Origin of the sequence: uncultured Thalassolituus sp., from assembly GCF_950066645.1 — a bacterium.
Lineage (GTDB): Bacteria > Pseudomonadota > Gammaproteobacteria > Pseudomonadales > Oceanobacteraceae > Thalassolituus.
In genome coordinates this window covers 1-14,071 of the sequence record NZ_CATMFB010000003.1, presented here as the reverse complement: position 1 = coordinate 14,071, position 14,071 = coordinate 1, and the positions used below count along the sequence as shown (strand labels likewise).

Sequence of the window (14,071 nt, the reverse complement as noted above, 5' to 3'; positions counted from 1 at the left end):
CAGATGCAGAAAACTCAGTGCCTATTATGCCTGAGTCTGGAATTTTTTCAGAGCCGCAGCGACTTTTGGGTGGACCAGAGTCGTGATATCACCTCCCAGAGATGACACCTCACGCACAATCGTCGAAGAAACGAAGGAATACTGCTCAGCCGGAGTCAGAAACAGGCTTTCGACGTTGGGTGCAAGTACGCGGTTCATATTGGCGAGCTGGAACTCATATTCAAAGTCAGAAACCGCCCGCAGGCCGCGCAGAATGATATTCGCCCGCTTTTCTTTGACGAAGTCCGCCAGCAGATTACTGAAACCAACGACTTCGACGTTATGCAGGTGTCCGAGAACTTCCTGGGCCAGGTCGACGCGGGTTTCGAGATCCATCAGGGGCTTCTTCTTCGGGCTTTCTGCCACCGCCAGAATGATGTGGTCAAACATGCGTGCAGCTCGTTCTACCAGATCAGTGTGGCCGTTAGTGATCGGGTCGAACGTGCCCGGGTATACAACAGTGTTCATATGCTCAGCCTTAAACAGGGGGTCGCTGCGGCGAATAGTAATAGATGGCTATGCTATGAACAACTCAGGGTGATTAATTACTGACCTGAATCTTCCTACCGCGACTGGCGTCAGGTGGTTAAGCTGGGGCCCTGTTAATCAAGGATGATCCCATCATGAACCGGTCGTATACCGTTTTTATATTCCTGCCTGCTTTTCTTATGTCTGCGTGCGGGGGGATCGACGAAGCTGAGCCAGCCTCTCTCGCGGAATGTGTTGAAGGTGAATGGCACCATGATATCAGTCTGGTAAACACCAATGACGGTACGACGGATTACTTTTATTCCATGTACCGCTTCAACAGCGATGGCACCATTGATCAGACTGCACGGGTGGATGCCAATAACTGGGATGATCTCTTTACTGACAACAACATTCCGATACTGGAAGACATCGGATGGATCGGCGATGCCTACGAGTTGTATTTCGAGTTGTTGGGTGGAGGGGATGGTTACAGTTACCGGGCGGGTCTCTGGTCGGTAAATGAGGACGAAGGGACATTAACCATGACCCTGTCTACCCGGCCAGAGGAGAGTCCTCTGGGATACGGTACGGCAGAGTGGTATTACAACCTGAGGGCGCGCTACGATCCGGCGCCGATGCCGACGAAAACCACAACTCAACCCGTACACTGCAAGAGCAATAAACTGGTCTTCGCCGCGCTTGAGTCTGAGCATGACGATACGATTGACGGTTTCTGGCAGAGTCATCTCGCCGATGTGAATGTGTCACTCGGGCAGAACAGCGTGCAGGCGCGTAACCGTGTTGAAGGTGGCGCTCAGGGCTATGCGCTCCGGCATACGAATGCCGGCTATGAAATGGCAGCCTGCTTTGGCGGTCGCTCTGAGTTTCCTGAGCGCTTTTATAAACAAGCGCTGGTCCGGCTGGACCTGAATGGCAGTACTCCTGAGTTTCTGGATACCGGTATCAGTGATGTCCGTGCCGCCAGTGAGCGCTCCGGGACCCTCTATTTTACGGATGGCGATGGTAGTGCCGGGCGTTACCAGTTGACTGACGGCACCGTAGAAAATATTTCGTTACCCGCCCGCCTGCAGTCGGCAGATGTCCTGAATTATTCGTCGGGTATCGGGTTTTACCTGGAGAATGAGTCGCAGACAGAGCTGACGGATCTGTACCTGATACGTGATAGTGGTGAAAAGCTGCGGATACCACGCGTTATTACCGGGGCACCAGCGTTTCAAGATCAGATCCTGAGCTATGCAGACGACGGTGCTGTGATGATGCATGATCTGGGTTCCCGGACGTCTACGCCTTTTTTAAATTCGGATGACGGACAGGTGCGCTCGCTGCAGTCGTGGGTATCCAGCGGTGACGATGATCTTTTTTTCCTCGCCAGAAATATGGTCACTGGCGCCAGAGAGATATGGCAGAAAAGCAGTAGCCCTGCCGCTGTTTATCTGGGAAATTTGGGGGTTTATCTTAACGATACAGTCGCTGAAGAAGATCTTTTTCTGATAGGTGATTCCCGACTCCTTTATGTCTCTGAAGGCGCTCAGGAAATCTGGATATACGACAGAGACTCAGGGAATTCGCAGGAATATGTGGTCGATTTTCCCGTACAGGTAACTTCGCCCACATTCGTACATCGCGGGCCTGATGACGGCAGCTTCTATATCCGTTTCGGTTCACACGAGGGCTTATGGTTGGTGGGCAGGGATCAGGCTGTGACTTTAGTTCAAGCGCAGTCCTATCCGGTAAATGGTGCTGGTGGTATGTCCTATCTGGCGGCGGGCGGACGCCTGTATATGTTAAATCAGAACGGGGAGATGGTACCCCTGAATCAATACGATGAATATCAGCCACAAAAAGCGTACTTTCTGAATAATAATCTCTATTTTCTGACCGGCGATGGCCATGTTGCAACGACCTTACCGGACCAGAGTATCTATTTATTAGATGAAAGAATCACTCATCCTGTGAGTTCAGTCTGGAATGGCGCTCCTTTTATTCCCTTCTGGGATGCCAGAACCACAGGAAATAAAAGCCTGGTACTTTATTGGCCAGAAACACAGGAAACTCTGCAGGCTGATCCTCTGAATATCATCGGCCTTACTCAGAGAATGTCTCTGTTTGATCTTCAGGATCAGGTCATTTTAATGGCCGCTTACAGTCGTGAAAATGCGTGTGACGGGCCGTACGATCCACTCTTTTTTGAAGATGGCAAGTTATGGTATGAATCCGACTATCGTCCGATTTATGGGCAGGCCACCTATGTTAAATAAGATGCATTTAAATACACTATTACGCCCGGGATTTTTCGCTGTTCTGCTTGGCCTGATGCTGACGGGGTGTTCTGAGCCTGCAGAGCGCACCGCTTATCCATTACCGGAACAGACTCAGGATTATCGGTGGACTGATATCCGGGAAAGAGCGTCATCTGTATTACTGACAGTATTTGATACCGGAGAAGTAAAAGTGCCGGTGTCAGGTGTGCTGGACAATCTGGAGACTTACCCGGGAAGCGAAGATAAAAGCCGTTGGGTGAAGGTATTCGCGTTTCACTTTAATCATCCTCAATACGGTGATGTGTTGATCGACACGGGGCTCGACCGTCGTTTTCAGTCGGGAGGTCAGGGAAGTTACCGGGGAGTTCTGGCGCCATTTATTGTGGAAGATTCCCGACAGCAGCGCGGACAGAATATCGGTGCACAACTTAAACGGGCTGGCATCAGCCCGAATTTGATTTTTCTTTCTCATATTCACGGGGACCACACTTCCGGACTGCCCGAGATGCCTCAGGGCGCCCGGGTCATTGCGACAGCAGGCGAGTCATTTCATGACTACCCACTGATTATGTATAACGACCATTTTGATGGCGTTGTGCAGATAGAAGAGCTGGATATGGCAGCGGGCCGGGCGATGGGACCATTTGAGCGGGTCGTTGATGTCTTTGGTGATCAGACGTTTTTTGCTATCGCTACGCCTGGACACACGGCTGGTAACCTGTCATTTCTGATAAACAGTTCGGAAGGCTGGGTGCTGCTGACCGGTGACGCGAGTCATACCCGCTACGGCTTTGACAATAATATTATCCCGGGCTGGGCAGAAGACCGGAATGAGGCCATGCGCAGTCTGGAGGCTCTGCGGACTTTTGCTGAGAAAAATCCACAGATAACCGTCATCGCAGGACATGAGTGGTAACAGAGCAGACGTTTCGTTCTGGCCTCAACAATTAGCGCTGCACTCAGACGTATCGGCTTGGGTGGCGACCGACTCGGCGGAATTTGTTACCGGTGTATTTACCGGATTGGCTTCCGTCAACTCGGGCTGTACCTTGGCTTCTTCCTGAACCTCTTCGGCTTCTTTTACGACTCCGAGGTGATAGGCCGCGAAACCAGTCTGCACAACCTGATTGACGGCCATCCCGATCACCCGACCGGTGAAGGGGGCAACGATATTACTTCCGGTGTTGGAGACCGGATCGACGACCCGGCCCAGTACAGCGCCTTTTTTGACACTGTCCCCCAGTTCAATTTCTGACATCAGAATGCCGCCCTGATCGGAGCGGACCCACTCAGAGTGATAAAACACAGGCTGAGGTGAACCCCAGAAACGCAATGTTGGCTGAATACCCAGGTTCTGGAGCAGTGTTTCAAGGGCTTTGACCCCGCCGTCTACTGCGCTCTCTTCCAGCGCATTCGGCCCACCCGCTTCCAGGGTCATTGCTGGAATTCCCGCATCGACGGCCGCGCGACGTAGCGTCCCCCGTGTGCCACTGCCATGAAGTACGGTAATGCCGCCGAAGTGACGACTGAAGGCGAAAACAGCTTCATTGCGCAGGTCCCCCCGGATCTGAGGCAGGTTAGTGCGCTTCAGTGAGCCGGTATGAAGGTCAACCAGATACTCGCAGCGATCGCGGATCACCTCATTGAATAAAGAGAATGCGATACGCCCCGCCGCACTGCCGTCCGGAGAGCCAGGAAAGTGCCGGTTCAGATCACGACGGTCGGCGAGGTAGCGGCTGCCGCGGCGAAACCCATCCAGATTAACAATCGGAATACCGATCACACTGCCGCTCATGCGACTGGCGTCCAGCTGGAACATCAGGCGCCTGACCATCTCAATGCCGTTAAGCTCATCGCCGTGTATCGCCGCAGTAAGACAGACCACAGGGCCAGGCTTTGTACCGCGCGCGACGAGCACCGGCACTGGTGTATCAATGCTGGGAAACGACTGACCCGGGCTCCATGACAGAGTTCTGAATTCGCCGGGTAATACTTCTGAGCCAAGCAGTGCCATTGGTCGCAGAGCCGGAGTTGAGGGAGCTTCGGCCGGGGTGACATCGACCATAGGTTCGGCAATGTCATCATCATTCCCCAGCTCAGTGGCAGAGGTAAACGACAAAGGAAATAACAGACCAGCGAGAACGAGCAGGCGGGAGGCCTGAAGAGAAAACATGGAAACCACTCGATAGATGAAACCTGCTGAGTATAGACAAAGTGGCGTGACCGGAGTTCAGCCTCTGTTGAGAATGTCGGACCTGTCGGAGACTGCCACTGTCATCCCGGAAGTCGCCGGAGTAGCGTGGGAGAAATGCAAGCCAGAAGGAGGGCACCGTATGTTTCCCGTTATGAATCCATGGATGTTTGTTAACCCCGATCTTACCCGGTGGATGCCACTGGGAGCGCCATTTCAGCTGCCTTTGAGCGGTGATGTCATTCAGGATATTAACCCGGTGACCAGCTGGCTTTCACCTAATCTGGAGATCAACTTTGCCGGGAAACCTGACGTCGAGAAGGACATCGTGGCTAACATCGCCAGCTATGGGCGTCAGCTGGGCGTGGTGATACCTGCTCTGTTACAGGCTTTGGGGGATGTCGACAGCCCTGAGGTGGAAAAACTGCGCACGTTGGCTGGCGATATTGAAGCAGCCAAACATAAACATAAAATCCGTCAGGCAGAAACACTGAAGCAGGGATTGCTCAGCCTGAAAGAGACAGATCCCGAGGCGTTCAGATCACTGTTGGAGTCGGTTGCTGATCAGAAGGATTGAGGGGGAGGGCGCTGGCTCCCTGCTTTCGCGGGGATGACAGGGATGTATGCGGGGATGACAGCCTTTGTCACTCCCGCGAAGGCGGGAGTCCACAAGGTTACAAACAGTACTTACGCCGTCCCTTTTATCTTCGCCGCCAGCTGGTTAGCAAACTTACAGGCAAAGCCGTAAACCGACAGCTGCGGGTTGGCACCAATACTGGTCGGGAAGACCGAGCCGTCGATGACGTAGAGATTGTCGAGGTAGTGGTATTTACCGTTACTGTCGACCATGCATTTCTCCAGGTCTTCACCCATGCTCAGGCCGCCCATGACGTGTGCGCTGCCTACGGTAAAGGAGTTTGAGCGGTTATCCAGGCTGCGGATACCTTCGCGGGCTTCTTCAACGTTGGTGTACCAGGGCGCATCGAGGTGCGAAGGACGAACCTTTTTCGCACCAGCGGCGAACTGGATTTCGGCCATAGAAATCATGGCGCGCTGGAAGCCTTCCCACAGATAGTCGTTGACCGGGTAATCGACAATGGGCGAGCCATCTGAGGCCAGCTCAATGCTTGCGCCAGGGCTTTCTTCATGGAAACCATCGCGGATCAGAGCCAGCAGCAGGTTGGTGTTCGGCAGGTTGCCCATGTCTTCGTAGTGACGTCCGCCATGCCCGAGGAAAAGTACGGCCGCGAGACCCGGATGCAGGGGTGTTGCTTCGAGTTTGTAGCCTGCAGGGCCAGAGACATTATCCCACTGGTAGTGATCACTGTAGATTGACTGAGGCGCACCGTAGTACGGATCAATCAGTTCCTCAAACTGAGAGAAACAGAAGGCCACCGGGTGGAAGAAGGTGCGTTTACCGACCCGCTTTTTCGGGTCCGGGGCGTCAGAGCGCAGCAGCAGTGCCGGACCGTTGATGCCGCCACATGACATAACTACATGGGGCGCCTTCACAGAAAAGGTATTGCCGTTGGGTTTGTAGTCACCGTTAAGTGCGGTGACTTCTACGCCCAGTACTTTCTTACCTTCGATAATCAGGCGCTCGGCACGGGCATTGTAAATCAGGCCGGAGTTTTTATTCAGGGCGCCCGGAATCGTAGTCACCAGCATGGACTGCTTCGCGTTGGTCGGGCAGCCGGTGCCGCAGTAGCCAAGGTTCCAGCAACCAGCGACGTTACGGGGGATGACATGCCAGTCGACCCCCAGCGCTTCGGCACCACGACTAAGGACGGCGTTGTTCGGGTTCGGTGGTACTGGCCATGGCGAGATGCTCAGGCGCTCTTCCATGCGTTTGAACCAGGGTTCCATCTCTTCTTTGCTGGCGCCTTCGAGTTTGAATTCATCCGCCCAGTAATTCAGCGTCTGTTCAGGGGTATGGAAGCTGGAGGTCCAGTTAATGACTGTCGTGCCACCAACACAGCGCCCCTGCAGAATCGACATGGAGCCGTCTTTGCTCATACGGCCTGCGCTTTCCTGATAGAGGTCGTGATATGCCTCGCGCTCATCCATTCTGAAGTCGTTGGTGCTTTTCAGGGGGCCTTCTTCAAGCATCAATACTTTCAGGCCTGCTTCGGCCAGAATTTCTGCTGTGGTGCCGCCGCCGGCTCCGGTGCCGATAATCACGACGTCGGCTTCAATGACGCTGGCGTCGGCCACGTCTGCGGCATCCGTTACATTCCAGCCGCTGGCAATACCTTCCAGAATTGGATCAGGAATCCCCGCAACCATTGGGATATGTGGTGTACGTGTCATGGTGTTCTCTCGTCTGATGCTGCCGTTTTATTCACTTGCTGCCGGGTATGGAAACGGAATTTTTTTAGGAGGTCCGGGATAACCACTGACCGGGAAGTTCTCTGGCTGGGAATACCAGGAAATGGTCACCAGCTTGCACAGCCCTGCGTAACCCATGCGCTTGATCGGCAGCATGGACTCTCGCCAGCTGACGAGGAAGCTTTCTGCTTCTTCGATGGTCGCTTCCTGCCAGGGATGCAATGGGGCACCAACCGCCAGACGGGTGACCGGCGATCCCATCAGATCAAAGGCCATCTGTAGCTGCTGCAGGGCGTGTCCCTGCAGTGTGGTCATGGTGTTATCCAGTGCTTCTAAGAGACGCTGGCGGGCATCTTTACCCAGAGCACCCGGATACGACTTCGTCGTCAGGATGGCCGGTGCCAGTGCGCCAAGGAAATAAACATCAATATCGCGCAGGGTTCTGAAGCCTTCTGCGGGTGTTTGTTGCTTGGCGCAGCCGGTGAGCATTGCGGCGCCAGAACCGAGTGTCAGTGCAGCGGTACCCATGGCACCCAACTGCAGAAAACCACGGCGGGACGTTTTCATTGTCTTCCCCTCAGCGGATAAATAGTTTGTATACGAGACCGTGCCGTTTTTTGTTATAGGGCGGATAAATGGCACGCCCGCTGTTAATTCTGCCCTTACGGTGCACGGCTTTGGCTTTCGAGAGAGTAATAAACCCTTCTTTACCGTGATAGTGCCCCATACCGGAAGGGCCTATGCCTCCGAACGGCATGTCATCCTGCGCGATATGCATCAGTGTGTCATTGACGCTGACGCCGCCGGCATGGGTGCGCTCGAGCACTTTTTCTTCCAGCTGGCGATTATAACTGAACAGATACAGGGCAAGAGGTCGATCTCTGTCAGCGATATAGTCCAGAGCTTCGTCAAAACTGCGGTAAGTAACAACCGGCAGAATGGGGCCAAACAGCTCTTCCTGCAGAATGGTCATCTCGTCGGTGGCGTTTTCAACGATATGCGGTGGCAGTTTGCGGGTTCCGGCAAAGTTTTCATCAGCGGGGTTAAGCTGCGATATGGTCGCCCCTCTGGCTTCCGCATCCTGCAACCAGGACACCAGTCTCTGGTACTGGCGGTCGTTAATAATCGCGGTGTAGTCCGGGTTGTCGCGCAGTGTCGGATACATGCGCGAGAAGGCGCGGTAATAGCGGGCAATAAATTCTTTTTCCCGGCCCTCTGGAATCAGTACATAATCTGGTGCAATACAGGTCTGCCCGGCATTCAGGGATTTACCAAAACAGATGCGCTCCGCTGCGTGGTCAAGGTTGGCATCTGGCGCAATAAGAGCAGGTGACTTACCGCCAAGTTCCAGTGTGACCGGCGTAAGATTTTTTGCCGCAGCCGCCATCACATGCTTCCCGACCGCGGTTGAGCCGGTGAATATCAGGTGATCCCAGGGCGTTTCTGAGAATGCCGACGAGACTTCGATCTCGCCTTCAATCACCGCCACTTCGTCTTCGCTGAATACTTCGGCCAGAAGCGTCCGGATTGCCTCATTGGTGGCGGGCGTGAATTCGGACATTTTGATCATGGCACGATTGCCCGAGCAGATGGCCGTGGCCAGTGGGACCAGTGCCAGCTGAATCGGATAATTCCATGGCACCATGATGCCAACGACACCTAAGGGTTGATACACCACCTGGTTTGCCGCCGGCGCAAACAACATATTCACATGGCGCCCGGATGGTCGCATCCAGCGGCGGACGTGCTTCAGCATGTAGTTGATCGACTGCACCGTGGTCATGATCTCGGCGATCATGGTTTCATCCCGTGAGCGACAACTGAAATCGTCACCAACAGCCTTGGCAAGCGCTTCCTGATGACGCATGACGGCAGTCTTGAGGGCTCTGAGCTTGCGGATACGATCGGCTGCCGCAGGCATAGGGGCACTGCGGAAAGCGGCTTTCTGCTGCTGGAAGATGCTCGCCAGGCGCTCGCCTTCCCCGTCATACAGGCCCTGCTCAGTCATGGGTGCCTGCGATTGAGGCTGTGCCTGTGCAATTCCGTTTAAAAGCTCTGTTCTCATAACTCCGCCTTTTCTGTCGGTGGGTGATCAATCAGTGATCGTTTTAGAGTAATGACTCTAAAGTGACAAATTAGAGTTCATACTCTAATTTGTCAACAGGATGCATGGTATTCTGTCAGTAAAGAATGTTGCGATATTCCATCCAATGAATAAGCCACGATGAACAAGCCGGAGATGAGAATGAGTACCCGTGATCGTATTCTCGATGCCAGCCTGCAGCTGTTTAATCAGTCGGGTGAGCGTAACGTCACGACCAATCATATTGCTGCTCACCTGGGGATGTCGCCCGGTAATCTCTACTATCACTTCAAAAACAAGCAGGCGATCATTTACCAGTTGTTTGATCGCTATGAACATCGTGTGATGAATGTACTCACCTTACCTGAAGGTCGGGCGATTGAGACAGCGGATAAAATCCGTTACCTGACGCAGGTGTTTGAGGGCTTGTGGGAGTACCGTTTCATGCATCGGGATATGGAGCATCTGCTTAAAGCTGATCCTCAGTTGCATGAGCGCTACCGGGGCTTCTTCCGTTTCTGTCTGCGCCGTATCGAAGAAATTTTCCTGGCAGTGAATGCCGCGGGAATCATTGCCGCAAGCGAGCAGGATTGCCGCGACCTGGCACTGAATACCTGGATTATCGTGACGTCGTGGTTTTCATTTCTGCACTCGAACCTGCTCCCTGCCAGCGATGCTGAAATTTCAGAGGACATGCTGCGAGGGGGGATCTATCAGGTGTTCAGTCTGGAGCGCCCTTACCTGACCGAAGCGCACCGTGACTCAGTTCAGGAACTTCAGCGACAGTTTATTCCGCGCCCGAGCTGGTTGGGTATCTGAGCTGTGCTGGGTGTCCGGCTGGTTGTGATCGTACTGGCCCTGGTAACTCTGCCTGCGTGCAGCAGGGGACCGGAAGATGCACTGGATGATTATCTGGCGCGCCTGACACGTGCGCTGGATGTGGCGGCCGTGGACGACCTTGCCTCAGTGCCGCTTTCTCCCGGGCCAACACGGCGGAAACTGGCGCTTGCGGAGCCTGAGCTCAACATTAACCTTCTTGAATACCTGTCGTTGTCTGGCTGCGAGCTTGGCCGGGTTCTGGGGCAGCGCAACAGTGCGTTAGGCCGGGTGGCGCCGGCCAGCCAGCGGCTGCACAGCGAGCGGGATATTCTTCAGAGCCTGCCTGATTGTATTCATCAGCTGACGGATACCGAGCCTGAGCTGGCGGCCAGCCTTCAGGCAGTGCTGGCGACGAAAATTCAGGCCCGCATGAAGTACTGGTGGAATGGTTGGATGACCAGTCAGGAGTGGCAGGCATTCAGTAGCCCTGCCGCACCACTTCTTCCCTACGATGAAGCTGCGGCGGATGAACTGCTGAGCGCTGCGCGTCAGGCGACCGGGTTTGCTCTCAGACAGGGGCAGGCCTGGCAGGCGAAGAGCTTCGGGTACGACAGCACAGCAATGGAAGCGCACCAGCAGCAGTGGCTGGCCACAGAAGCACTGGGAAGCTGGCGACGGAGTCAGGCAGCGCTGACGGAGATCAGCCGACAGGCGGCGTTGCAGATAGACAAGCGCATTGGTGAGCGCCCACTTTGCCCTGCCGGACGGAAAACCCCTCAGGCGGAGATTGTTCAGACGGTTTTTTCGCGTTTCTATGCAGCGGGCTTACAGCCATATCTGAGTCGCGTTGATCGCTATGGTGATGCGGTGCTGGCTGATCTTCGTGGGCTTGGGGAACTGGCAGAGGTGACGCCGGAGTGGGACGCCTGGCTTGCCAGCCTCGCGGCCGAAAAAGCCGCATTACGCGACGCTCATTTGTTACATGTCCGGAAATGGCAGGTACTTCTGCGGCAATGTGGGATGATGCCGGGCCAGGACACTTCACATCCCGCGCCAGTACACACAGAATGAGCCAAAAGAATAAAGGAGGCCTGCTGTGTACCCCCTGACAGTGCGCTCTGTTTTTGCTTTGCCGGTTTTACTGCTGGCATCACTGACCGCCGACGCCTTTGGATACCGGACACATGCACAGGTCTGTGACGCGGCATACGACAGTCTTCCGGCCGCGGTGCAGCAACACATTGACGGACTGGTCGGCCTGTCCGGCAAACGTACTTTTGGCGAACTCTGCGGTTGGCCGGACGACGTCCGCAAAGAGGATGATTTCCGCCACACGGGTCGCTGGCACTACATCAACGTGCCACGGGATAGCACGAGAGTCTCCACTGCACACTGCCACCGTGATGGGTGTGTGCTCTCGGCGCTTGATTCGATGTCAGCGCGCCTGACAGCATCCCCCGACAAAGACTGGCAGGCACTGGCTTTTTTCGGGCATCTGGTGGCCGATATCCATCAGCCGTTGCACGTCAGTTACGAGGATGACCGGGGAGGAAACGACACCCGGGTCCGTTATGACGGCGATCGCACCAATCTTCACGCTCTGTGGGACAACCAGATTCCACCACGCAGACCTCTTGCGGTTCATTCAGCCGCGGAATATGCCGGGGCGACCCAGCCTTTGGAGTGGGCTCAGGAGTCACTGGACAAAACCCGGCAGATTTACGCGCATTACCGCCGTGGGCAGAGTTTTACACAGGCGGACATACAGGAAGAACAGCAGTGGATGCAGCAGCGGCTGCAACTGGCGGCGACAAGGTTAGCGCTGGCACTGACTGCGATATTCGAAGACTGACCAGGGAAGGAAGACTATGTACCGGATCTCATGTGCTTTGCTCTGTGGCTTAGCTGCGACGACCGCGCAGGCCGCCGATGAGAGGACTGTCTGCGTGAGTGGCGACGTCCGCCATATCGTACAGGTGAAGCGTCCTTACGGCTGGGAGTTGCCCTGTGAAGTGCACTTCACAACCCCCGAAGAAAGCCGGGTTGTCTGGCGCGCAGAAAAAGCCGTGGGCTTCTGCGACAGGAAGGCCGCTGAGCTGGTGGCTCGCCGGCGTGCCAGTCAATGGCTGTGCCACACCGAAGAGGTGATCGACAGTCCGGCGTTGACCGACAGCAGCCTGTTTTCTGACTTACCCCCACCGCGCTGACCTCTGATTGACAGGTCTGGCGGCCTGACTCTCTGTTCAGGGTGCTGACCTGAGCTGTGTCATGGTTCTGTTGCCTGCTCCGAGGTAGCGTAACGCTATCGTTGATGGAGTTCTGATTATGCTTTCCACCCTGATGCAGACCATGCGTCTGCCTTTTCTTCTTCTCCCTCCTGTCTGTGTCCTGATGGGGGTTGCTGCGTCAGGGCAGGCATCGGCGCTCTGGTCAGTGGACTTCGTGCTTCTGCTGGTCGGCGCGCTGATGGCTCACATCAGCGTCAATATGCTGAACGAGTATCAGGATTTCCGCAGCGGTCTGGATCTGGCGACGGAGCGTACGCCGTTCAGTGGGGGAAGTGGTGGACTTCCTTCCGAGCCTGCCGCCGCCCCCGCCACACTGGCCGGAGCTGTTGTTGCTCTGGCGCTGGCCGGACTGGCTGGTGTACCTCTCGCGCAGGCGCATCCTGCGCTCTGGGGTGTCGGTTTGCTGGGCGCAATATTAATTGTGACCTATACCCGCCAGATCAACCGGATGCCCTGGCTGTGCCTGATCGCTCCGGGCATGGGTTTTGGGCTACTTATGGTAACGGGGGCCGCCATTGTTGCAGGGGCTTCGTCAGTGATGGAGGTATTAGCCTGCGCGCTGGTGGTGTTCTTTCTGGTGAATAACCTGCTGTTGGCGAACCAGTTTCCGGACATCCGCGCAGACCGCGATCATGGCCGTGAGCACCTGTTGATCCGTTACGGTGAGAGGGCTGGCGTACAGGCGTATGCTCTGATGACGTTTGCGACGGCGGCGGTGCTGTTGGTCGCAGTGGCAACCGGTATCTGGCCGCGCTGGGCATTACTCGCACTGCTTCCCTGGGGGCTGACGCTTGTTACGCTGGTCAGTCTGTGGCAACTGGGAGGGGATATTGCACAGCGCCCTCAGGCGCTGGCAATGAATGTGATGGCGACTCTGCTGACGCCGCTGGTGCTGGCGCTGATATTACTGCTGAGCTGACTCTTCTGCAGAGTCGTCGCTTCTGGCCGGGATCAGTCTCGAGGCCAGTACACCCGCTTCAAACAGGAGGTACATCGGCACTGCCAGAACGGATTGTGAGATAACATCCGGTGGTGTCACCAGCATACCGACAACAAAACACCCGAGAAAAATATAAGGTCGCTTGGTGCTCAGGGATTCAACGGTGGTGATGCCGCTGAGAACCATCAGAAAGGTGGCGACCGGAATTTCAAAGGCGATGCCGAAGGCAAAAAATATCTTCAGAATAAAATCGAGAATATTGCTGATGTCAGGCATAAAAGAGATGCCTTCAGGTCCCACTCCGGTGAAAAAACCAAACACCAGTGGCAGTACCACAAAGTAGGCAAATGCTATCCCGGCGTAGAACAGGACAATGCTTGAAAGCAGGAGCGGGATCGCAAATTTCTTTTCGTGTTGATACAGACCGGGTGAAATAAATGCCCATATCTGATGCAGAATAAATGGTACGGACAGAAGCACTGCCAGTACAAAAGTCATTTTGAAGGGGACGAGAAAAGGAGCAGCAACCCCTGTCGCTATCATCTGCCCTTCGGTTGGCATGAGCACAGACAGCGGCTCGACCAGGATCAGATACAGGTCGTTTGCGAAGTAAAAAAACCCGAGGAAAAA

At 55.0% G+C, this 14,071-nt stretch carries 14 protein-coding genes; 8 read left to right on the top strand and 6 right to left on the bottom strand.

Features of this window, described 5'->3' with window-relative positions:
- Nucleotides 1-24: 24 nt before the first annotated feature.
- Entirely contained in the window at nucleotides 25-507 is a 483-nt protein-coding gene (coaD, locus tag Q1L85_RS03535; protein WP_300428468.1) for a pantetheine-phosphate adenylyltransferase, read from the bottom strand.
- Nucleotides 508-662: 155 nt separating this feature from the next.
- On the opposite strand from coaD, the gene Q1L85_RS03530 reads away from it, so the two are divergent.
- Together Q1L85_RS03530 and Q1L85_RS03525 are read left to right on the top strand one after the other, a co-directional pair.
- Nucleotides 663-2,789, top strand: coding sequence for a hypothetical protein (locus Q1L85_RS03530; RefSeq protein ID WP_300428470.1), 2,127 nt, complete (start codon nucleotides 663-665; stop codon nucleotides 2,787-2,789).
- Entirely contained in the window at nucleotides 2,779-3,708 is a 930-nt protein-coding gene (locus Q1L85_RS03525; RefSeq protein WP_300428471.1) for an MBL fold metallo-hydrolase, read from the top strand. Before Q1L85_RS03530 ends, Q1L85_RS03525 begins: the two co-directional genes overlap by 11 nt.
- A 24-nt stretch (nucleotides 3,709-3,732) precedes the next feature.
- Here Q1L85_RS03525 and Q1L85_RS03520 read toward each other — a convergent pair whose 3' ends face one another.
- On the bottom strand, nucleotides 3,733-4,965 hold the full coding sequence (locus tag Q1L85_RS03520; protein WP_300432282.1) for a succinylglutamate desuccinylase/aspartoacylase family protein: 1,233 nt from the start codon (nucleotides 4,963-4,965) through the stop codon (nucleotides 3,733-3,735).
- A 160-nt stretch (nucleotides 4,966-5,125) separates the two neighbouring features.
- Between Q1L85_RS03520 and Q1L85_RS03515 the strand changes: the two genes are divergently transcribed.
- Nucleotides 5,126-5,560, top strand: coding sequence for a hypothetical protein (locus Q1L85_RS03515; RefSeq protein WP_300426101.1), 435 nt, complete (start codon nucleotides 5,126-5,128; stop codon nucleotides 5,558-5,560).
- Between the two features lie 110 nt (nucleotides 5,561-5,670).
- Here the strand turns inward: Q1L85_RS03515 and Q1L85_RS03510 are convergent, their stop codons facing one another.
- Genes Q1L85_RS03510 through Q1L85_RS03500 form a run of 3 tightly spaced genes read right to left on the bottom strand, consistent with a single transcriptional unit; the run spans nucleotide 5,671 to nucleotide 9,376 of the window.
- Nucleotides 5,671-7,293, bottom strand: coding sequence for a GMC family oxidoreductase (locus Q1L85_RS03510; protein WP_300426100.1), 1,623 nt, complete (start codon nucleotides 7,291-7,293; stop codon nucleotides 5,671-5,673).
- Between the two features lie 27 nt (nucleotides 7,294-7,320).
- Complete coding sequence (locus tag Q1L85_RS03505) at nucleotides 7,321-7,878, bottom strand: twin-arginine translocation signal domain-containing protein (protein ID WP_300426098.1); 558 nt, start codon at nucleotides 7,876-7,878, stop codon at nucleotides 7,321-7,323.
- Between the two features lie 10 nt (nucleotides 7,879-7,888).
- Entirely contained in the window at nucleotides 7,889-9,376 is a 1,488-nt protein-coding gene (locus Q1L85_RS03500; RefSeq protein ID WP_300426096.1) for a coniferyl aldehyde dehydrogenase, read from the bottom strand.
- A gap of 180 nt (nucleotides 9,377-9,556) precedes the next feature.
- On the opposite strand from Q1L85_RS03500, the gene Q1L85_RS03495 reads away from it, so the two are divergent.
- The 5 genes from Q1L85_RS03495 to Q1L85_RS03475 all read left to right on the top strand — a co-directional run bounded on the left by Q1L85_RS03495 (nucleotide 9,557) and on the right by Q1L85_RS03475 (nucleotide 13,420).
- Nucleotides 9,557-10,213: a TetR/AcrR family transcriptional regulator gene (locus Q1L85_RS03495; RefSeq protein WP_300426094.1), complete on the top strand. Its 657-nt coding sequence runs from the start codon at nucleotides 9,557-9,559 to the stop codon at nucleotides 10,211-10,213.
- Nucleotides 10,214-10,216: 3 nt separating this feature from the next.
- Complete coding sequence (locus tag Q1L85_RS03490) at nucleotides 10,217-11,284, top strand: DUF3080 family protein (protein ID WP_300426092.1); 1,068 nt, start codon at nucleotides 10,217-10,219, stop codon at nucleotides 11,282-11,284.
- A gap of 25 nt (nucleotides 11,285-11,309) precedes the next feature.
- The gene (locus Q1L85_RS03485) at nucleotides 11,310-12,065 is read left to right on the top strand and encodes a S1/P1 nuclease (RefSeq protein WP_300426091.1); all 756 of its coding nucleotides are present in this window, start codon (nucleotides 11,310-11,312) and stop codon (nucleotides 12,063-12,065) included.
- 16 nt (nucleotides 12,066-12,081) lie between these two features.
- Entirely contained in the window at nucleotides 12,082-12,420 is a 339-nt protein-coding gene (locus Q1L85_RS03480) for a hypothetical protein (RefSeq protein WP_300426089.1), read from the top strand.
- 118 nt (nucleotides 12,421-12,538) lie between these two features.
- On the top strand, nucleotides 12,539-13,420 hold the full coding sequence (locus Q1L85_RS03475; RefSeq protein ID WP_300426088.1) for a prenyltransferase: 882 nt from the start codon (nucleotides 12,539-12,541) through the stop codon (nucleotides 13,418-13,420).
- Here the strand turns inward: Q1L85_RS03475 and tatC are convergent.
- A partial coding sequence (tatC, locus tag Q1L85_RS03470) for a twin-arginine translocase subunit TatC (RefSeq protein ID WP_300432278.1) occupies nucleotides 13,406-14,071 on the bottom strand: 666 nt, incomplete at its 5' end. The two genes, Q1L85_RS03475 and tatC, sit on opposite strands and share 15 nt — an antisense overlap.

What these genes read in the sequence shown, in the direction of transcription:
- coaD (WP_300428468.1), bottom strand. Translation starts at nt 507, where the DNA reads ATGAACACTGTTGTATACCCGGGCACGTTCGACCCGATCACTAACGGC.
- Q1L85_RS03500 (WP_300426096.1), bottom strand. Translation starts at nt 9,376, where the DNA reads ATGAGAACAGAGCTTTTAAACGGAATTGCACAGGCACAGCCTCAATCG.
- Q1L85_RS03480 (WP_300426089.1), top strand. Translation starts at nt 12,082, where the DNA reads ATGTACCGGATCTCATGTGCTTTGCTCTGTGGCTTAGCTGCGACGACC.
- Q1L85_RS03515 (WP_300426101.1), top strand. Translation starts at nt 5,126, where the DNA reads ATGTTTCCCGTTATGAATCCATGGATGTTTGTTAACCCCGATCTTACC.
- Q1L85_RS03475 (WP_300426088.1), top strand. Translation starts at nt 12,539, where the DNA reads ATGCTTTCCACCCTGATGCAGACCATGCGTCTGCCTTTTCTTCTTCTC.
- Q1L85_RS03530 (WP_300428470.1), top strand. Translation starts at nt 663, where the DNA reads ATGAACCGGTCGTATACCGTTTTTATATTCCTGCCTGCTTTTCTTATG.
- Q1L85_RS03510 (WP_300426100.1), bottom strand. Translation starts at nt 7,293, where the DNA reads ATGACACGTACACCACATATCCCAATGGTTGCGGGGATTCCTGATCCA.
- Q1L85_RS03525 (WP_300428471.1), top strand. Translation starts at nt 2,779, where the DNA reads ATGTTAAATAAGATGCATTTAAATACACTATTACGCCCGGGATTTTTC.
- Q1L85_RS03495 (WP_300426094.1), top strand. Translation starts at nt 9,557, where the DNA reads ATGAGTACCCGTGATCGTATTCTCGATGCCAGCCTGCAGCTGTTTAAT.
- Q1L85_RS03505 (WP_300426098.1), bottom strand. Translation starts at nt 7,878, where the DNA reads ATGAAAACGTCCCGCCGTGGTTTTCTGCAGTTGGGTGCCATGGGTACC.
- Q1L85_RS03520 (WP_300432282.1), bottom strand. Translation starts at nt 4,965, where the DNA reads ATGTTTTCTCTTCAGGCCTCCCGCCTGCTCGTTCTCGCTGGTCTGTTA.